Source organism: Mesorhizobium sp. WSM4313 (assembly GCF_002294725.1).
In the GTDB taxonomy this organism is placed as follows: domain Bacteria; phylum Pseudomonadota; class Alphaproteobacteria; order Rhizobiales; family Rhizobiaceae; genus Mesorhizobium.
The window spans coordinates 90,459-106,639 of record NZ_NSFT01000002.1; the positions used below are offsets into that span (position 1 = coordinate 90,459).

Annotated in this window: 25 protein-coding genes and 2 tRNA genes; 17 read left to right on the forward strand and 10 right to left on the reverse strand. The window is 61.1% G+C overall.

Going from position 1 to position 16,181, the window contains the following annotated elements; all coding sequences use genetic code 11:
• Positions 1 to 65 precede the first annotated feature (65 nt).
• Both CK219_RS31945 and CK219_RS05165 read right to left on the reverse strand, forming a co-directional pair.
• A complete protein-coding gene (locus tag CK219_RS31945; RefSeq protein ID WP_210199989.1) occupies positions 66 to 590 on the reverse strand; it encodes a hypothetical protein in 525 nt (174 codons plus the stop codon).
• A 92-nt stretch (positions 591 to 682) separates the two neighbouring features.
• Positions 683 to 757 (reverse strand) — tRNA-Thr (locus CK219_RS05165).
• 223 nt (positions 758 to 980) lie between these two features.
• On the opposite strand from CK219_RS05165, the gene CK219_RS31065 reads away from it, so the two are divergent.
• From CK219_RS31065 to CK219_RS05215, 10 genes are all read left to right on the forward strand, one after another.
• Positions 981 to 1,253 carry a hypothetical protein gene (locus CK219_RS31065; RefSeq protein WP_141245297.1) on the forward strand — a complete coding sequence of 91 codons (273 nt, stop codon included), beginning with the start codon at positions 981 to 983 and terminating at the stop codon, positions 1,251 to 1,253.
• A gap of 140 nt (positions 1,254 to 1,393) precedes the next feature.
• A complete protein-coding gene (murA, locus tag CK219_RS05175; protein WP_095765703.1) occupies positions 1,394 to 2,686 on the forward strand; it encodes a UDP-N-acetylglucosamine 1-carboxyvinyltransferase in 1,293 nt (430 codons plus the stop codon).
• Between the two features lie 92 nt (positions 2,687 to 2,778).
• A complete protein-coding gene (locus CK219_RS05180; RefSeq protein WP_095765704.1) occupies positions 2,779 to 3,213 on the forward strand; it encodes a DUF2948 family protein in 435 nt (144 codons plus the stop codon).
• Positions 3,214 to 3,219: 6 nt separating this feature from the next.
• Positions 3,220 to 4,512: a histidinol dehydrogenase gene (gene hisD / locus CK219_RS05185; RefSeq protein ID WP_095765705.1), complete on the forward strand. Its 1,293-nt coding sequence runs from the start codon at positions 3,220 to 3,222 to the stop codon at positions 4,510 to 4,512.
• A gap of 2 nt (positions 4,513 to 4,514) precedes the next feature.
• Positions 4,515 to 5,000, forward strand: coding sequence for a UPF0262 family protein (locus CK219_RS05190; RefSeq protein WP_095765706.1), 486 nt, complete (start codon positions 4,515 to 4,517; stop codon positions 4,998 to 5,000).
• Positions 5,001 to 5,042: 42 nt separating this feature from the next.
• On the forward strand, positions 5,043 to 5,453 hold the full coding sequence (locus CK219_RS05195; protein ID WP_095765707.1) for a low molecular weight phosphatase family protein: 411 nt from the start codon (positions 5,043 to 5,045) through the stop codon (positions 5,451 to 5,453).
• A gap of 198 nt (positions 5,454 to 5,651) precedes the next feature.
• A complete protein-coding gene (infA, locus tag CK219_RS05200) occupies positions 5,652 to 5,870 on the forward strand; it encodes a translation initiation factor IF-1 (protein WP_006200926.1) in 219 nt (72 codons plus the stop codon).
• Positions 5,871 to 5,998: 128 nt separating this feature from the next.
• A complete protein-coding gene (locus tag CK219_RS05205) occupies positions 5,999 to 6,625 on the forward strand; it encodes a Maf-like protein (protein ID WP_095765708.1) in 627 nt (208 codons plus the stop codon).
• 13 nt (positions 6,626 to 6,638) lie between these two features.
• Entirely contained in the window at positions 6,639 to 6,860 is a 222-nt protein-coding gene (gene yacG, locus CK219_RS05210) for a DNA gyrase inhibitor YacG (RefSeq protein WP_095765709.1), read from the forward strand.
• 165 nt (positions 6,861 to 7,025) lie between these two features.
• A tRNA-Phe gene (locus CK219_RS05215) sits at positions 7,026 to 7,101 on the forward strand.
• 181 nt (positions 7,102 to 7,282) lie between these two features.
• Here CK219_RS05215 and CK219_RS05220 read toward each other — a convergent pair.
• On the reverse strand, positions 7,283 to 7,723 hold the full coding sequence (locus tag CK219_RS05220; protein ID WP_141245298.1) for a hypothetical protein: 441 nt from the start codon (positions 7,721 to 7,723) through the stop codon (positions 7,283 to 7,285).
• Between the two features lie 69 nt (positions 7,724 to 7,792).
• Here CK219_RS05220 and CK219_RS05225 point away from each other — a divergent pair, with 69 nt between their 5' ends.
• Positions 7,793 to 8,026 carry a helix-turn-helix transcriptional regulator gene (locus CK219_RS05225; protein ID WP_095766164.1) on the forward strand — a complete coding sequence of 78 codons (234 nt, stop codon included), beginning with the start codon at positions 7,793 to 7,795 and terminating at the stop codon, positions 8,024 to 8,026.
• 379 nt (positions 8,027 to 8,405) lie between these two features.
• Here CK219_RS05225 and CK219_RS05230 read toward each other — a convergent pair whose 3' ends face one another.
• Entirely contained in the window at positions 8,406 to 8,759 is a 354-nt protein-coding gene (locus tag CK219_RS05230; protein WP_095765711.1) for a hypothetical protein, read from the reverse strand.
• Positions 8,760 to 8,802: 43 nt separating this feature from the next.
• Here CK219_RS05230 and CK219_RS32045 point away from each other — a divergent pair, with 43 nt between their 5' ends.
• Positions 8,803 to 10,158 carry a hypothetical protein gene (locus CK219_RS32045; protein ID WP_245340400.1) on the forward strand — a complete coding sequence of 452 codons (1,356 nt, stop codon included), beginning with the start codon at positions 8,803 to 8,805 and terminating at the stop codon, positions 10,156 to 10,158.
• Between the two features lie 11 nt (positions 10,159 to 10,169).
• Here CK219_RS32045 and CK219_RS05250 read toward each other — a convergent pair whose 3' ends face one another.
• The 3 genes from CK219_RS05250 to CK219_RS05260 form a co-directional block, all read right to left on the reverse strand.
• Entirely contained in the window at positions 10,170 to 10,607 is a 438-nt protein-coding gene (locus CK219_RS05250) for a hypothetical protein (protein WP_095765715.1), read from the reverse strand.
• 72 nt (positions 10,608 to 10,679) lie between these two features.
• A complete protein-coding gene (locus CK219_RS05255) occupies positions 10,680 to 10,871 on the reverse strand; it encodes a hypothetical protein (RefSeq protein WP_095765716.1) in 192 nt (63 codons plus the stop codon).
• A gap of 64 nt (positions 10,872 to 10,935) precedes the next feature.
• Positions 10,936 to 11,247 carry a hypothetical protein gene (locus CK219_RS05260; RefSeq protein ID WP_095765717.1) on the reverse strand — a complete coding sequence of 104 codons (312 nt, stop codon included), beginning with the start codon at positions 11,245 to 11,247 and terminating at the stop codon, positions 10,936 to 10,938.
• Positions 11,248 to 11,722: 475 nt separating this feature from the next.
• Between CK219_RS05260 and CK219_RS05270 the strand changes: the two genes are divergently transcribed.
• The 5 genes from CK219_RS05270 (at position 11,723) to CK219_RS05290 (ending at position 13,839) form a co-directional block, all read left to right on the forward strand.
• Complete coding sequence (locus tag CK219_RS05270) at positions 11,723 to 11,914, forward strand: hypothetical protein (protein ID WP_095765718.1); 192 nt, start codon at positions 11,723 to 11,725, stop codon at positions 11,912 to 11,914.
• Positions 11,915 to 12,054: 140 nt separating this feature from the next.
• The gene (locus CK219_RS05275; RefSeq protein ID WP_095765719.1) at positions 12,055 to 12,360 is read left to right on the forward strand and encodes a hypothetical protein; all 306 of its coding nucleotides are present in this window, start codon (positions 12,055 to 12,057) and stop codon (positions 12,358 to 12,360) included.
• A gap of 94 nt (positions 12,361 to 12,454) precedes the next feature.
• A complete protein-coding gene (locus CK219_RS05280) occupies positions 12,455 to 12,853 on the forward strand; it encodes a calcium-binding protein (protein ID WP_095765720.1) in 399 nt (132 codons plus the stop codon).
• Positions 12,850 to 13,218 (forward strand): hypothetical protein, encoded by a 369-nt coding sequence (locus tag CK219_RS32050; protein WP_245340401.1) that lies wholly within the window; start codon positions 12,850 to 12,852, stop codon positions 13,216 to 13,218. The genes CK219_RS05280 and CK219_RS32050 overlap by 4 nt, the downstream gene beginning before the upstream one ends.
• Before the next feature lie 84 nt (positions 13,219 to 13,302).
• Entirely contained in the window at positions 13,303 to 13,839 is a 537-nt protein-coding gene (locus CK219_RS05290) for a hypothetical protein (protein WP_141245299.1), read from the forward strand.
• 124 nt (positions 13,840 to 13,963) lie between these two features.
• On the opposite strand, the gene CK219_RS05295 is transcribed toward CK219_RS05290, so the two are convergent.
• The 3 genes from CK219_RS05295 to CK219_RS05305 form a co-directional block, all read right to left on the reverse strand.
• Complete coding sequence (locus CK219_RS05295; RefSeq protein ID WP_095765722.1) at positions 13,964 to 15,289, reverse strand: hypothetical protein; 1,326 nt, start codon at positions 15,287 to 15,289, stop codon at positions 13,964 to 13,966.
• Between the two features lie 184 nt (positions 15,290 to 15,473).
• Positions 15,474 to 15,881, reverse strand: coding sequence for a hypothetical protein (locus CK219_RS05300; RefSeq protein WP_095765723.1), 408 nt, complete (start codon positions 15,879 to 15,881; stop codon positions 15,474 to 15,476).
• Positions 15,878 to 16,132 (reverse strand): hypothetical protein, encoded by a 255-nt coding sequence (locus CK219_RS05305; protein ID WP_095765724.1) that lies wholly within the window; start codon positions 16,130 to 16,132, stop codon positions 15,878 to 15,880. The genes CK219_RS05300 and CK219_RS05305 overlap by 4 nt, the downstream gene beginning before the upstream one ends.
• Positions 16,133 to 16,181 lie beyond the last annotated feature (49 nt).

Sequence of the window (16,181 nt, forward strand, 5' to 3'; positions counted from 1 at the left end):
GCAACGGATGCGATGGGTTACCCGTGAAGTCGCCCTCGTTTCGTTCGCCACGCCTCGCCAATGCCTCATAGCTCGAAAACACAAAGGGCTCTGGCGATCTGGCGCCATTCCGCGCTTCCCTTGGGCGCCGCGTGATTGCCCGCATTGCGGTAGCGTTCGACACGATCGCCGACTAAGAGTTCAAGCTGGTCATCAGACAGCTTTCCAGAATAGCCGTCGCGGAAGGGCTGACCATCCTCATAACCTACGTCGAACGACGCATATTGGTGATGGTTAGCTCGGATCTCTTCGTCAAAGGTCAGCTGCGCCTGGTAGTCGCGTATCGCGATTTGGGATGGGGACAGCGGATAGCGCCCGGTGGTTATAGATAGCTCGCCAGCCTCAACTGCCCGACGCTCGCCGAGTGCTATCTTGTGCTGTAGAACTGCGACCGCCCCAGGGAGAGATTTCAAGGCTGTCCGGTAGTCAGGCCCGAGAGCCGTTCGCAGCTCCGTCTTGCCGTCCATGTAGGGACGCAGCTCTTTCGGAATGACGAGTCGAGCAAAATAGCGGCCGTCCCGGTTTAGGAGATTTCGAACGCGACCAACCATCAAGTCCATCTGGTTTGTTACGGTTTTTGTAACGTCAGAATGGACACGGAGCCTTGCATGTCAAGGGCTTGAGCGATTTCAACAGGATAGGCTGGTGCTGCGAGAGAGGATTGAACTCTCGACCTCTCCCTTACCAAGGGAGTGCTCTACCACTGAGCTACCGCAGCCTGCGATGGCGGCGCTTCTGCCATATCGAACCGGTAAGCGCAAGGCCAAGAAAAACCCAAAGCGTCGCATGTGATTCCCGCCGGCAATTATGCGGTTTGGGGCGGCATGGGCGGCTGATCCACAGGATGAACCCGACTTTCGGCCCGCTTTCATGACATGGCCGCGCGAAAATGCTAGCCATGCGGAAATCGCGGCCGGCTGACCGCCGGTCAGGAATGGACGATGGACGACAAGGCAAATCCACCGAAAAAAGGCGGCGGCGAGCGCAAGGACCGGCTGGCCGAGGCGTTGCGCGCCAATTTGCAGAAGCGCAAGATGCAGGCACGTTCGCGACGGGTTGGCGACGCTAACAAGCAGCGCGCCCGCGACCGTGACAAGCAGCGCACTGGCGACGTTCACAAGCAACGCGCCGGCGACGCTGACGAACAGCGCGCTGGCGATCCCGACGATCGGCCGGAAGAGTTGCCGGCTGCAGGAAAAATGCACAAGGACTGACCAAATCAGCCATACTGGCCGGCCACAGTCGGTCCGGTTTTAGGAAAATCCTATTTCTTGAACCAAGCCGGCCAATAGTCTAAGCCGGGCACACTCAAACCGATTGAAGCGGCCTATTCGGGCCGAGGGGACGTTTTCTCATGGATCGCATCAGAATTGTCGGCGGCAACGAGCTTGCCGGCACCATTCCGATCTCGGGCGCCAAGAACGCGGCATTGCCGCTGATGATCGCCTCACTGCTCACCGACGACACGCTGACGCTGGAAAACGTGCCGCATCTGGCCGATGTCGAGCAGCTGATCCGCATCCTCGGCAATCACGGCGTCGATTATTCCGTCAACGGCCGGCGCGAAAAGCAGCAGGAAGGCTATTCGCGCACCATCAATTTTTCCGCCCGCAACATCGTCGACACCACCGCTCCCTACGAGCTGGTTTCGAAGATGCGCGCTTCCTTCTGGGTGATCGGGCCGTTGCTTGCCCGCATGGGCGAGGCCAAGGTGTCGCTGCCCGGCGGCTGCGCCATCGGCACGCGCCCGGTCGACCTGTTCCTCGAGGGCCTGCAGGTTCTCGGCGCCGAGCTCGACGTCGACAATGGCTATGTCATCGCCAAGACCCGGAATGGCCGCCTCATCGGCAATCGCTACGTGTTCCCGAAGGTCTCGGTCGGTGCCACCCATGTGCTGATGATGGCGGCCTCGCTCGCCAAGGGCGAGACGGTGCTGGAGAACGCCGCCTGCGAGCCGGAAATCGTCAATCTCGCAGAATGCCTGATCGCCATGGGCGCCAAGATCCATGGCGCCGGCACCTCCACCATCACCATCCACGGCGTCGAGGCGCTGTCGGGAGCGCGCGTGCGCGTCATCCCCGACCGCATCGAGACCGGCACCTATGCCATGGCCGTCGCCATGACCGGCGGCGACGTGATGCTCGCCGGCGCCCGTCCAGACCTGTTGCAGACCGCGCTTGACGTGCTTGTCGAGACCGGGGCCGAGATCACGCCGACCAATGAGGGCATCCGCGTCAAGCGCAATGGCGCCGGCATTGCGCCGGTCGACGTGACCACCGCCCCCTTCCCCGCCTTCCCGACCGACCTGCAGGCGCAGTTCATGGGCCTAATGACCATGGCCAAGGGCAAATCGCGCATCACCGAGACGATCTTCGAAAACCGCTTCATGCATGTGCAGGAGCTCGCGCGCCTCGGCGCCCACATCACCCTTTCCGGCCAGACGGCGATCGTCGACGGCGTCGCCAGGCTCAAGGGCGCTCCCGTCATGGCGACCGACCTGCGCGCCTCGGTGTCGCTGGTCATCGCCGGCCTTGCGGCCGAAGGCGAGACCACGGTCAACCGCGTCTATCACCTTGATCGCGGCTTCGAGAGGCTAGAAGAGAAGCTCTCCGGCTGCGGCGCGGTGATCGAGCGCATTTCGGGCTGACGCTTCGCAGCATTCTTTCCCAGCGGTTGCGCCGAGCGGAAAGACCGCATAACAGAACGTTGAATTGTCAACGTTCAGGGTGCGCATTCCGCATGGCAGCTCTCAAGCTCATCGCGCTCGACGACCAGGATCTGAGCATCGTCTCGGCGCATGTCCAGGACGCCGTGATGAAGGTCTCCGACCTCGAATATCTGCCGGCGGCCAAGCGCTTCGTGCTGACCATGAACCGCTTCGTCTGGGAAGCGAAATCCGGCTTGTTCCGCCAGCACAATGAACGGCGCCAGAGCGTCTTGCATTTCGATCGCGTGCTCGGCGCCAAGACCAACGGCATTGCGCGCGACAAGCCGGCCGAGGTGCTGTCGCTGCTGGCGGTCAGCTTCATCGCCATCAGCAAGCCGGCCGGCATCGTCGAGCTGATCTTTTCGGGCGGCGGCACCATTATGCTTGACGTCGAATGCATCGAGGCCAGGCTTGCCGATATCGGCGGCTCCTGGGAAGCCACCTCGCGCCCCCTGCACAGAGGCTGAAGCGCGATGGCGATAACGCTCCGACAGCAGGACGCCGATTTCGAACAGCGTTTTTCGGCCTTCCTCACCACCAAGCGCGAGGTGTCGGCCGATGTCGAGGCCGTGGTGCGCGACATCATCGCCCGTGTGCGCGCCGAAGGCGACAAGGCGCTCGTCAATTACACGCTGAAGTTCGACAAAGCCGATCTCAACACGCTCGGCATCGCGGTATCGAAGGACGACATCGCCAAGGCCTATGAAGCGGCCGATCCGGCGACCGTCGAGGCGCTCAAATTCGCGCGCGACCGCATCCGCTCGCATCACGAGCGGCAGAAGCCGAGGGACGATCGCTATACGGATGCCGCGGGCGTCGAGCTCGGCTCGCGCTGGACGGCGATCGAAGCCGTCGGCCTTTACGTGCCGGGCGGCACGGCGAGCTATCCAAGCTCGGTGCTGATGAACGCGGTGCCGGCCAGGGTCGCCGGCGTCGAGCGCATCGTCATCGTCGTGCCGGCCTCGAGCGGCGTCATCAATCCGCTGGTGCTGGTGGCAGCGGACCTTGCCGGCGTTTCGGAGATCTACCGCGTCGGCGGCGCGCAGGCCGTTGCAGCGCTTGCCTACGGCACCGAGACGATCAGGCCGGTCGCCAAGATCGTCGGTCCGGGCAACGCCTATGTCGCGGCGGCCAAGCGCCAGGTGTTCGGCACGGTCGGCATCGACATGATCGCCGGGCCGTCGGAAGTGCTGGTGGTGGCCGATGCCGACAACGATCCGGACTGGATCGCGGCCGACCTTTTGGCGCAAGCCGAGCATGATGTTTCGGCGCAGTCGATCCTGATCACCGACGAGCCGGAATTCGGCAAGGCGGTCGAGCAGGCGGTCGAGCGCCAGCTCAAGCTGCTGCCGCGCGGCGAGACGGCCGGGGCCAGCTGGCGCGATTTCGGCGCGGTGATCCTGGTGCCGACGCTCGAGGCCTCTCTGCCGCTGGTCGACAGGATCGCGGCCGAGCATGTCGAGCTCGCCTTCGACGACGCCGAGGCATTCCTTTCCAGGATGCGCAACGCGGGCGCCGTGTTTATCGGCCGCCATACGCCGGAAGTCATCGGCGATTATGTCGGCGGCTCCAACCATGTCTTGCCGACGGCGCGGTCGGCGCGTTTCTCGTCGGGTCTGTCCGTGCTCGATTTCGTCAAGCGCAGCTCGATCCTGAAGCTCGGCCCGGAGCAGCTCAAGGCGCTGGCGCCCGCCGCGATCGCGCTCGCCAAGGCCGAAGGGCTCGATGCCCATGCCCGCTCCGTCGCGATCAGGTTGAACATGTAACGATGTCCGGCCGCGACCAGACCCGCGACAGGCTGATCGACGTCGAGCTCGACGAATCGATCGGACGTTCGACGCCCGACGTCGAGCACGAGCGGGCCGTGGCGATCTTCGACCTCATCGAGGAGAACCGTTTTCGGCCGGTCAATGATGACGGCGCGGGTCCTTACAAGCTTAAGCTTTCACTGGCCGAGTCCCGCCTGGTCTTCGGCGTCAGCCGCGAGAACGGCGCCGAGGTGGTCACCCACATTCTGTCGCTGACGCCGCTGAGGCGCATCGTCAAGGACTACTACCTGATCTGTGAAAGCTACTACGAAGCCATCCGGTCCTCGACGCCGAGCCATATCGAGGCGATCGACATGGGCCGGCGCGGCCTGCACAATGAAGGCTCGCAGACGCTGATGGACCGGCTTGCCGGCAAGATCGAGATCGACTTCGACACGGCGCGCCGGCTGTTCACGCTGGTCTGCGTGCTGCACTGGCGAGGCTAGATCCTGGTCGCCCTGCCCCATTCGATCCTGTTCCTATGCGGCATGAACGCCGTGCGCTCGCCGATCGCGGAACAAATGGCGCGCCGCATGCTTCCCGCCACCACCTTCGTCGCTTCGGCCGGTGTGCGCGCCGGCGAGCGCGACCCGTTCGTCGATGCGGTGCTCGCCGAAGAAGGCCTGTCGCTTGGCGAGCGCCAACCCAGGACGCTGGCGGATATGGAGGACGATTATTTCGACCTGATCGTGACGCTGGCGCCGGAGGCGCATCATGCGGCGCTCGAGCTGACGCGCTCGCTGGCCGTCGAGGTCGAATACTGGCCGATGCCCGACCCCACCGACACAGGCGGCACGCGAGAGCACATCATGGCCGCCTATCGCGATGTGCGCGAGCGGCTGAAAGCGCGCATAAGCCGACGTTTTCTGCTTCCCGAGGCAAAAAACGCGGCCGATTAAGCATGTTCACAAGCGGGCGATTATCATATAGGTTCCGCCGCAAATTCCGGCCGGAGTCGGATGATTTCCGGTCGGTTCGGCCGGAAATCATCCGACTCCGGATCAAAGAACTGGAGCACGATGTTGCCCGAAAACCGCTTGACACTTTTCGGCATCATGCTCTAGGCGCCGGAACCGCCATCCAAGCAAAGGTATCGAATGCCGAAGGAAGAAGTCCTCGAGTTTCCAGGTGTGGTCACCGAACTGCTGCCCAATGCGATGTTCCGGGTGAAGCTCGAAAACGAACACGAAATCATCGCCCACACGGCCGGCCGCATGCGCAAGAACCGCATTCGCGTGCTGACCGGCGACAAGGTCCTGGTCGAGATGACGCCCTACGACCTGACCAAGGGCCGCATCACCTATCGCTTCAAGTAATCATCTAGCGCGGACCCAGAGCCGAATGATTTCAGGTCTGTTCGACCCGAAATCATCCGGCTCCAAATCAGGGAGTGGAGCATGATGTCGTCCGAAAACCGCTTCACACTTTTCGGCATCATGCCCCCATGAGCATTCTGCAGAAGCTGGTGCTTGCCTCTGGTTCGCCGCGCCGCATCGAACTCTTGCAGCAGGCCGGCATCGAGCCCGACCGGGTGCTGCCCGCCGATGTCGACGAGACGCCGCTGCGCGCCGAGCATCCGCGCTCCCTAGCCAAGCGCCTTTGCAAGGACAAGGCCGAGAAGGCGCTGGCCTCGCTGAAGAGCGAGGAGGACTATGCGCCAGCCTTCATCCTCGCCGCCGACACGGTGGTGGCGGTCGGACGGCGCATCCTGCCCAAGGCCGAGACGATCGACGACGCCGTCAATTGCCTCGGCCTGCTTTCCGGCCGCTCGCACCGGGTCTATTCCGGCATCTGCCTGATCACGCCCGGCGGCAAGCTGCGCCAGCGGCTGGTTGAGACAAGGGTGCGCTTCAAGCGGCTGCCGCGCGAGGAGATCGACGCCTATGTCGCGTCGGGCGAGTGGCGGGGCAAGGCCGGCGGCTACGCCGTGCAGGGCCTGGCCGGCTCCTTCGTCGTCAAGCTGGTCGGCTCCTACACCAATGTGGTCGGCCTGCCGCTCTACGAGAGCGTGGCGCTGCTTTCCGGCGAAGGCTTCAAGGCGCACCAGCACTGGCACGCCGCGCGCTCATGAGCATAGTCCACACATGAGCTCGGGCGACAAGGTAACGCCGCTGAGGCCGAAACGGCCCTGCCCCGAATGCGGCAAACCGTCGGCGCGCGAGCATTATCCGTTCTGCTCGGCGCGCTGCAAGGACATCGACCTCAACCGCTGGCTGAAGGGCGCCTATGTCATTCCCGGCCGCGACGGCGAAGAGGAAGAAGACGACAGCCCCAAGCCCGGCCCGACGCCCAAGGACGAGCCGTGAGCTCAGCCGGCAACCAGTCGTTTTCCAGCGGCTTTTCTTTCCTGACGAAATCAACACCTAGGCGCTGGACAGGCAAGATTCCCGTGCTATAACCCACGCGCTTTCAAGGGGCGCCGCCTGGCGCCTTCGTGAAACCCGGCGGGCGCATCCCGTTAGCCGGCACAGGCCCAGATAGCTCAGTTGGTAGAGCAGCGGACTGAAAATCCGCGTGTCGGTGGTTCGAATCCGCCTCTGGGCACCAATCTTTTCAAGCACTTAAAGGCAGTTGACGGAGATTTCATGTTGCAGCCATGTTGCAACTGGTGTGATCAGCGCCATGGACTGGTCGAGCAGTTCGTTGACGCGCGCCTCGATCGCCTGCCGCCATGTGCGCGGATCCAGCCCAGGAGGGCAGCCTCAGGGCTTGACGCTGGCGGAGGCGTTCACAGCCCATGCTCCCGCTCGAGGAAGGCCAGCGCCGACCGCAGGGAATTTTCGCAGGTGATGTCAAGAACCACATCTTGCTTGAGCGCGTGGCGGATCGCCTCGGCGACGCCGCGGAGGCTTATTGCCGGCGGAGTGGCGTGCCAGAGCCTTTCATTGGCCGGCCCGTAGGTTGCCGCGACAAGGGCTTCCTCGGTTTCGATAGTGACCTGGTCGACGGGAAGCGCCATAAACTCGGCCATCTTGGCGTAGTACTCTGCGATGGTGTCGGCGAGCGGGTCGGCCATCGTGTTGGAAGCGGCCGGCGCCTCAGTAGCCACCCCCATGGCGGGAATAGCAGCGATGCCGGCCAGGATGCGCCGGCGTGAAAAGCGCCCGATGATCATTTCCTCGGCGCCGGGCATAGCTTCGCCGGCGGCCGGAACTGGGGTGTTCGGCATTTGGTATTCTCCCGATATTGTGTTATATGCACCTCTATGGTGACGTATGCACCATACAAAGGATCGACTATGGTGACAAGTGCACAAATCAGAGCTGCGCGCGGGCTTCTGAACTGGACCGTTCGCGACCTTGCCGACAAGTCAGGCGTGCACAGGAACACGGTCACCCGCGTCGAAACCGAGGCGACAGCGCCCGGTCACTCTATTGCTGCGATCCGCACCGCCCTCGAATCGGCCGGCGTCGAGTTCATCCCTGAGAACGGCGGCGGCGCTGGGGTGAGGCTGCGGAAAGGTGGCGGCTAGGTGCTCCATTCTACCTGTAGCTGGTCAAAACCGGCGCGAGGTCCTGCTATAATTCTGTATGGCAGCCCGAATGGTGGTTGTTCTGGCGCTTCTCTTCGCCTTCGCCTACGGATTCGCGAAACTTGTGGAACGTTATGGCGGCGTGGGCGACAGGCCCCCTCCGTGTGAATCGTCAAACCCTGCTTGTTCAGACGCGAACGCCCCGCCTGCAAAGGGTGGCAAGGTGCCGATCGAGGAGGTCACGCCGAAGCCGAAGAACCGCTGATCGATTCCGGCCAGGTCTCGCGACCGCGCGTTTCCCTTCTTCGCTGTCCTACACCGGCAAACCGTCCGGCGCGCTCTGGCGGACAAACATTCGCCGGGCCTTCCCACGAGCAAGTCACGAGCGCGCCTCTAAAACGGTTTGTATCACACTGTCTTCTTCATGTTTTTTCACGGTGGGGAAGAAGTCAGTTCGTACAAAGTCGGACCAGGCTTTGGGCATCCCCTGGATGTAGAATTTGTAGAGGATGTCTTCTTTCGCTTGGCAGGCAGCGAAAGCGCCACGCGAGATGATTGTGGCGTCTTCATTGGTTTTTGTCGCAGCACGCTTCGCGAAAGTTTTGAGGCACGTGGACCAAGCATCTTGAAGCGCAATCTGTCGAGCCTGTCGCGCCGGATCATCTGCATGCGCGGAGCAAGTCAAAGCGAGATATATCGGCGCCAAATAGGCAATGTGTTTGCCAACATCCATAGTGCCCACATCCCGAACCGGCTTTTGAAAAATGTAGGATGCGTTGGATATCCGGCGCGCGCAAGGCGCGCTCCTTCAGGACAATCGACTTGTCCAGGAACATGTGTGCGCCTATACCCGGCGCGACCGGCGCGCAAAAATTAGGGGCGGCGCGCGCGGCGCGCAGGAGATGTTAATGCACAGGGATCAGGTCTTCGTTGCGGGCGGCCAGCCAACGGTTACTTACGTTGACCGTCAGGAGTTGCATGTGGAGCGGAGCCTAGCAAGGGCTCTCGCCACACCCAATCAGATTGTTTCCCTGGCCGGTCCGACCAAGACCGGCAAAACCGTCCTCTGCAAAAAGATGCTCGGAGAGCGCGAGTACGTTTGGATTGATGGCGGTCAAATCAAAAGTGCCGACGAACTTTGGTCTAAGATCACAGCCGAATTGAACATCCCCTATGAGCGAGCCGCAAGCAGCGAAGTGTCGACGCAAGTCGAAGGCGGCGTCTCGGTGTCTGTCGTCAGCGCTGGCGGGTCCCGGCTTTCGTCCCAGACAAGAGAAAACCTTCATCGCGTCGACGGAATGGCGGAAGCGCTTTTGGCGATGCAGGAGCGCCACATCATCTTGGTCATAGACGACTTCCATTACATCGATCCGGAGTCACGCAAAGAGATCGTCAGAAATCTAAAGGGGGCGATCTTCAATGGCCTGAAGGTGATGCTGCTTTCGGTGGCGCACCGGGTCTTCGACGCCATATCCGCTGAATCTGAGCTGACCGGCCGGTTCATCTCCGTCACCCTTCCAGAATGGATCCCTGGTGAGCTGAAACAGATCGCCACCCTGGGGTTTCAAGAGCTGCGGGTCGACTGCCCGAGCGAGATCGTGGATAGGATCGTCGCGGAGGCCCAATCGTCGCCATTCCTTATGCAGAAGTTCTGCTGGGAGATTTGCTTCGACAACGACGTCGAAAAGCCGCCCCTGTTCAGTCGAACAAAGATCCCGTCAGACTATGATCTGAAGTCAATGTTTACGCGGATCGCGCAGGACGCCGGCCTCCCGATCTATCAGAAACTTGTCGCCGGCCCGCAAGCGCGGAAAGAGCGCCTGAAGCGACCGCTCAAGAGCGGCGATCAAGCGGACATCTATGAAGCGACACTGCTGGCGATTGCGGAAACGGGTCCGCTGGCTTCGATCAGCTACGATGATCTGAGGTCGAAGCTCAGCACCCTACTCACGGAGATGATGCCCCAGAAACACGAAATAACTTCGGCGTTGAAACATCTGGCGAACATCTCACTTAAGGGCGGCCTGTCCTCGGCCGTCGACTGGGACGAAGAGCGGCGAGAAGTGAGCGTCGCCGATCCCTATCTTCGTTTCTTTCTGCGGTGGCAAGTCCGCGGTACTGCACCAATGTAAGAACGATGTCCTTACGCCGCCCTCGCCTCGATCGCCCTCCGGCGGGCTTCCTTTGCCAGCGCCATGCATTGCGTCGCCATCGACCGAGACAGGCCAGGCTGCTTCTCGACCCACGGTCCGAAATGCCCGCGTGGCAGCCTCGCCTTCATGTGCATCAGCCAGCACCCTACCCTGACCTTGAGATCCGTCGACCAGCGGCCGCCAGGAAGCGTCACAGCGTCGTTGTCGGCCGGCTCGGGCTCCGGTGGCGACATCAGCGCCAGATAGGCCCTGTGCACCGCCTGCTGCCTGTCCAGCGGCAGCTTGGCGAACTGGCGCACCGTCATGCCACAGCCGAAGGCCAGGACCGCGGTATGCCGCTTCTCGCCCCGTAGACGGCCAAGGCGCGCGTATTGCCAATCGTTTGGCAGGCGATAGATGCCGACGCCGTCGACCTCGATCTCCGTCATGCCCGCGGCCTCCTGATGGTGACGCGCGGATGATGCATAAGTCGCGGCTTATCGGCAAGGCACGGCACGGCATCACTTGAAGGCGAACTTATAAATCGCATGGTCAGTTTGATCAGTCACCCGAACCCAGTGGATGTCGGATTTTCTGTCTCTGACCGCCCGGCCTGTGACTTTAACGGCTGCTGCCTCGGGCCCGTCGGCGACGGTTACCTTGCTTGAACTCGCAAGTTCTCCCGCCATTATCTCCACCGTGTAGCTTTTCATTCGACCTCTCCGCCCAGATTTGGATTGCCAACGCGAGGCATGTCGGCTTGTTCCAAGCAAAGCATCAGGGACAGGGCGTCCACCCCTTCCGCTGCTCCGGCGTCATCGCGTGGTTCGTGAACTGAAGGTTCCGGTCGTCTCGGCCGGCGCCGCGGCATTCGTGGCAGTAGATGATCTTCAGCAGATCCCAGTGCAGGCAGGGCTGATCCGGTCCGAGTCGCTTCACCATCTCGGCGACGTCGAGAACCGCGTGCCGTTTGCAGGTGAGGCAATAGACCGACAGGCCTGTGCCGGCCTTCAGCTTCTTGCCCAACGTATCTTCAACGAAGGGATATTCTTTGCCCATGGCGGCCTCCAACCAGGTCGCCCCATCCATGAGGATTATATTCCTTAGCGCCGAGCCGCCGACAAGACGGTCAGGCAGGATTCTTTTTTGCCAGCGAGGAGCGCATTCCTTCTATCGCGATGATCGCTCGTGGTCCTCGAATATCTTGAGTTTAAAGCTATACGTCAGTCGAACCTCGTTGTCGCAACCTTCGCATGTGAATGAGTGGGCGCTCTTGATCCACTGCCCTTTCCGAATTGTGATCCGGGTGCAGTATGGACAGCTGAACGCTATGTCTCGATCGAAATACCTTGAGGAAAGTGCCATCGCTTGCTCCGCCTCAAGGTCGAGAAGCAAGAACTGTACCGCCTGTGTCGTGCCGCTATGTGCCACCGGGTTGCGGCAGGCGGCTGAATGATTGGGCTATGAATGGCGCTCGCTTAAGCCGACGGACAGCTTCTGAGGCCAGACAGGAACAAGCTCTCCATGCCTTCGTTGCTAAATCGACCGCAACGGAGCGCAGTGCATGAAAACCTATGAAGTCGAAATCATGAATGGCGAAGAGGTGACAGGCCGCCAGACAGCTATCGCAGAAACGCCGTTGGACGCGGCGAGGTTAGTGACCGGCCGCGATGTCGATGAAAGGCGCGGAGAAATGGAATGGGTGCGGGTCACCGACGAGGCGGAGGCCGCTGTCTCTTGGTTTGCCTTCAAGTGACCTGTGAGGCGCATGAAGCAGCCTGAGAAGCCTGGAAGCGGCATCGAGGGAACGCGGCACGGTGGCGAGCCGAACCGTGACGAGTTTACATATGTTAGAACAAGCTTGACTAAGCAGGCGGCCGCGCCAGAGTCATTGGCATGGCGAAGGGCATCAAGGTCGGCGACGAGGTCGCCATCACCGCAACAGTGCGCAAGCGCGTGACCGAAGATAGGGTCAGCGTCTCGATCCCGAACTATGGGTTTCCACACTCGATAGTTGACCGGACATCGACGCTGAAGAAAGGCCAGCGGATTGAACTCACCGGTGATGTCCTTGGGGTCGACGAAAATACTGTGACTGTGAATTTGTCCCCGCCGGTGACAGTGGACATCGATGTAGTGCGGTTGGTCACCAGCTACGTGCCGCCGAAGAGGAAGACGCCGCTTGTCGACAAGGCGACCTGAAAGCGGACGCTTATCCCCGGTAAGTTTAGCAAATCCTAAGCTGTCTGGACTCTCAACCGCTTCCCATGCATTCTCTCCGAAGAGGGACCGGGGAATGTATCAGCGCGTTTTACTTTGTGCCGCAGCGATGCTGCCAATAATATCGGGCTGCGCGGCCGATTACCTCAACAACTACGACACGATGACGTTGGCTTCAGGCGATTCCAACCGACAGAACCAACTACTGCAGACCGTCGATCCCTACAATCCGCAGAGCAACAACACCAAAATCGAGGGCGATGGCCAGCGGATGGTCGCCGTTGTGCAGAAGTATCGAGGGACGCCTCTGCCGCCTGCGGCCGCGCTCGGCCAGGTGCCAAACAGTAGCGTCGATCTCGACTGCGCCGGGGGCAGAGGAAACAACCCCGTCGTGCAAGGCCCTGTCGCGGTCGGCCCATCCGATCCCAACGGCCTCGATCGGGATCATGATGGCGTCGGGTGCGAGCAGCGATGACGGCGCCAATGCGTCCGGAACAGAACAAGAGGCGGCGGCGCGGCCCATGGCGACTTGAGTATCTGTTCGCGCTGCTCCTGGTACCCGTTGCCGTGATCCTCTCTCAGAACCCCGACATCATCGGCGCGGCTCCCAGCCTCATGCCGCTATCTGACGGTGTTGCCGAAACAATTCCAAGCGCCTCTCTCTTGTCCACTGGCTGCAACATCAAGGGCAACATCTCGATCAACACTGGCGAACGCATCTACCATGTGCCGGGCCAGGAACATTACTGGGAGACGAAGATCAGCCCTCAGTATGGCGAGCGATGGTTCTGCAGCGAGGCTGAGGCACAGGCGGCCGGGTGGCGCAAGGCGAGACGGTGAAGCGAGACGCGACCGAGCTAGGCAACGGGGAAGTGCGCCAAATGTGCTACGCTTCCCGCGTCTTTTTACAAACGGGTGGGATTCGTGACGGTACATCATCCGATTGCCTTCTGTATGGTTCACGGGATTTTCCAAGCAACCGGATTTGCTATGACTGGTGACACCGGAGTAGCGGTCTTTCGCAACACTACCACCAACTGCCCGCTATGCGGCACGATGTCGGAAATTCTTCCAGGCCGATACGAGTTGGTTGGCGACCGGATGAACGTCCTGCTTGACGGCGACATCTCGCAAGCAGCGCTTGGAGCGCTTCGAAATATCGTTGAACGGTTGCAGCGTAACGAGATCACTCCAGCCCAAGCCAGAACAGAAGCCGAAAGCATTACCCCCAAGGCTGGCAGGCTGTTCGATATTGCCGATTGGTCTGACGGCGCTAAGGCAACGCTTTACGCGTCGATTATCGGCGGGATTGCCTTGATAGCGGCAGCCAAGATGTCATCTGGCGGCAGCCCTCAACCGCCGCAAATTGTGATCGAAAACGTTATTGAGCGCCAGAAAGACGCCCTGCGAGATTCAACGTCGCTGCCATATATCCCCGTTCCAACGCCGCGACCAAAATAACGCCGCTTAGAACGCCCGTCGGGACGCCGACAAGAAGACCGATCAGAAATGACCAGAAACTATCGCTAATGTGCAAGTTCCTCATTTTATCTCTGTTCTCCTTTGCCCTCTTCCCTTAGGCCAACTAGCTCAGCGTGATCTTCGGATCGATATAGAACGTCGAGGACGGCTTGGCGGCCTTGACCCTCACAAAAATCCATCCCTTCTGCTGGGGCGTGAAGCTTTTCGACAGTTCGAACTTTGTCGTCGATCCGCCCCACGTCCCGCTACCCGCCGTCTGCCCGGCGGCAGAAGCCAGAGGATCGGCCTTGCTGTCGTTGACGAACGAGCCTTGAGGAGAGGACGCATCGCCGAGATATTCGACCTCGATCCAGATTTCATCGTCGTTGGGCACGGCGCCACCGCCCCAGATGCCTTGAATGGTGGCAGTCACGGCCGAGCCGGTGGTGTCATTCCAAATCGCGATTGGGATGCTCTCGAACGGGAAGACGACGCTAGAGTTCGCCGTCGTGACGATCTTCCACGCAAGCGGCGTCGCGCCATCGGAGGCGCCGCCAGTCCTGACGATCGTTGTTTCTTCCGTCAGCGTGCCGGTGTAGCGATATCTGGACTGTGTGTAGTTGACGCCTGATGACCCAGTTCGAACGAAGTCCACCCATGGCCCATCATGACTGCCGGGGGTTGCAGCGAGCGTCACGGCTGCATTGACCTTGCAATCGGTAAACTCGGCCGAGATGCCCGTCGGGCCAGTGGAATTACCGACTAACGTCTTGCCGGATCCGGCCGCACTGAAGTCGACGCCAGTGCATAATACACGACCGCCTCGGGTGGCGTTAAACGTGAACAGGACTCCTGGTATGGTCCCGAGAAGCGCCGATGCGGTGTTGCGCCAGCGCAAGGTCCCGGTCACGATAATGCTTTGCGAGGTGCTGGCAAACTGGACGGTGGTGTTCTCCAGATCGACATAGCCAGCCTGACTTACCCCACCACTAGAGCCGATGGAGATTGAACCGCCACCGGTCGATCCGAGCCTGAGAGAGCAATTAACAAACCGCGCCGAAGCATTGTTTGCCGAGGGGACACTGAGGATCGGCGAGCCCGTACTGTTCCCCGCCGTGAAGATTATGCCGTAATAGAAGGTGCCGTTTCCGGCGATATTGATTGCCACGTTTCCGGTGGTCGAGATGGTCGCCGTGGTGCGAAGATCAGCCGAGACCGGAGGTACGCTTCCTGAGTGATTGACGCAGAGGACAAGGCACGGGTTTGAAAGCGTGCCAGGCGATGTCAGGGTGAGCGTGGTTGCCTGCGACTCCGCATGATCTTCGGAAATATAGAAGATATCACCGGCAGCCTTGCCGGAGTACGCGGCGGCAAGTGTCGTATAGGCATTGGCCCAATCGGCACCGGTCCCGGCACCCGCGGCACCGGAACGAACATAGTAAGCCGTCATGATAGGCGAGCTCCAATACCAAGCGAGCCGGCGACCCTCCCCCAGGCCTCGGCTATCTGTTGCGGACTACGCTTGCTCGGATCCTTGGCCTCGATGGGGCGATCAAGCACGTGCTCGCGGATCTCTTCGTCAGTCTTCCGGGGGGAGCCTGCACCAACGCTCGGCGGGGCGAAGACAAACGGGATCATGCCGCCTCCTCGTCCAGCGGCATGGCGCGCGGCACCGGACCTGGTTCGTGTGGCGCGCGTCCTGGATCGAGTAGCGACCCATAGTGCCAGGGTGAACGCCAATAGACGCTGTCGAGACCAGCGGTACATGCCTCGATATAGGCAAGGTCGAAATTGGGCCTCGTCTTGCGGTCCTCGGCCGCAAGCTGATGCATGGCCTTGAGCTTGGCCGCCGCCGTGAGCCGGGCTTCTGGGCTCCAGCTGACATCAGCGACGATCTCCACCAGCAATGTCGCATCGGCAAGGTCGAGAACGCTATCTAGTTCGCACCTCACCACGGCAAGCCGGGCCTCGTCCTGATAGTCGTGCAAGGCAACGCCGCGGTGCTCGCCGATCACCGGAATGCGGTCGCCATCCCGTCTCATGATTTGCCACCTTTCAGCAGCTTCAATGCCCTGGCGGAAATGCGATCGTGCTCGGCCCCGTCGCCATCGTCTTTTTTGCGCCCGTCGTGCGCCAACAATGCCTTCGCGGCCGCAAGTCGTGAGCTAGCCGGCGCTGAGGTATCGCTCGCTATCTGTCGCAAGACGGTCAACGGATCGACGGCATCGATGTCGACGCCTTTGAGCGCCTTTGTCGATGCTTGAGCCCTGGTTGGCCGGCCTCGTTTTGCCATGGAAATTTTAACCTTCCTGATTTTCTAGAGATACATCAGCGCGCGCGCC

Excerpts from the sequence above, each read along its gene's own strand:
- CK219_RS31945 (WP_210199989.1), bottom strand. The coding sequence starts at position 590 with ATGGTTGGTCGCGTTCGAAATCTCCTAAACCGGGACGGCCGCTATTTT.
- CK219_RS31065 (WP_141245297.1), top strand. The coding sequence starts at position 981 with ATGGACGACAAGGCAAATCCACCGAAAAAAGGCGGCGGCGAGCGCAAG.
- murA (WP_095765703.1), top strand. The coding sequence starts at position 1,394 with ATGGATCGCATCAGAATTGTCGGCGGCAACGAGCTTGCCGGCACCATT.
- CK219_RS05180 (WP_095765704.1), top strand. The coding sequence starts at position 2,779 with ATGGCAGCTCTCAAGCTCATCGCGCTCGACGACCAGGATCTGAGCATC.
- hisD (WP_095765705.1), top strand. The coding sequence starts at position 3,220 with ATGGCGATAACGCTCCGACAGCAGGACGCCGATTTCGAACAGCGTTTT.
- CK219_RS05190 (WP_095765706.1), top strand. The coding sequence starts at position 4,515 with ATGTCCGGCCGCGACCAGACCCGCGACAGGCTGATCGACGTCGAGCTC.
- CK219_RS05195 (WP_095765707.1), top strand. The coding sequence starts at position 5,043 with ATGAACGCCGTGCGCTCGCCGATCGCGGAACAAATGGCGCGCCGCATG.
- infA (WP_006200926.1), top strand. The coding sequence starts at position 5,652 with ATGCCGAAGGAAGAAGTCCTCGAGTTTCCAGGTGTGGTCACCGAACTG.
- CK219_RS05205 (WP_095765708.1), top strand. The coding sequence starts at position 5,999 with ATGAGCATTCTGCAGAAGCTGGTGCTTGCCTCTGGTTCGCCGCGCCGC.
- yacG (WP_095765709.1), top strand. The coding sequence starts at position 6,639 with ATGAGCTCGGGCGACAAGGTAACGCCGCTGAGGCCGAAACGGCCCTGC.
- CK219_RS05220 (WP_141245298.1), bottom strand. The coding sequence starts at position 7,723 with ATGCCGAACACCCCAGTTCCGGCCGCCGGCGAAGCTATGCCCGGCGCC.
- CK219_RS05225 (WP_095766164.1), top strand. The coding sequence starts at position 7,793 with ATGGTGACAAGTGCACAAATCAGAGCTGCGCGCGGGCTTCTGAACTGG.
- CK219_RS05230 (WP_095765711.1), bottom strand. The coding sequence starts at position 8,759 with ATGGATGTTGGCAAACACATTGCCTATTTGGCGCCGATATATCTCGCT.
- CK219_RS05250 (WP_095765715.1), bottom strand. The coding sequence starts at position 10,607 with ATGACGGAGATCGAGGTCGACGGCGTCGGCATCTATCGCCTGCCAAAC.
- CK219_RS05255 (WP_095765716.1), bottom strand. The coding sequence starts at position 10,871 with ATGAAAAGCTACACGGTGGAGATAATGGCGGGAGAACTTGCGAGTTCA.
- CK219_RS05260 (WP_095765717.1), bottom strand. The coding sequence starts at position 11,247 with ATGGATGGGGCGACCTGGTTGGAGGCCGCCATGGGCAAAGAATATCCC.
- CK219_RS05270 (WP_095765718.1), top strand. The coding sequence starts at position 11,723 with ATGAAAACCTATGAAGTCGAAATCATGAATGGCGAAGAGGTGACAGGC.
- CK219_RS05275 (WP_095765719.1), top strand. The coding sequence starts at position 12,055 with ATGGCGAAGGGCATCAAGGTCGGCGACGAGGTCGCCATCACCGCAACA.
- CK219_RS05280 (WP_095765720.1), top strand. The coding sequence starts at position 12,455 with ATGTATCAGCGCGTTTTACTTTGTGCCGCAGCGATGCTGCCAATAATA.
- CK219_RS32050 (WP_245340401.1), top strand. The coding sequence starts at position 12,850 with ATGACGGCGCCAATGCGTCCGGAACAGAACAAGAGGCGGCGGCGCGGC.
- CK219_RS05295 (WP_095765722.1), bottom strand. The coding sequence starts at position 15,289 with ATGACGGCTTACTATGTTCGTTCCGGTGCCGCGGGTGCCGGGACCGGT.
- CK219_RS05300 (WP_095765723.1), bottom strand. The coding sequence starts at position 15,881 with ATGAGACGGGATGGCGACCGCATTCCGGTGATCGGCGAGCACCGCGGC.
- CK219_RS05305 (WP_095765724.1), bottom strand. The coding sequence starts at position 16,132 with ATGGCAAAACGAGGCCGGCCAACCAGGGCTCAAGCATCGACAAAGGCG.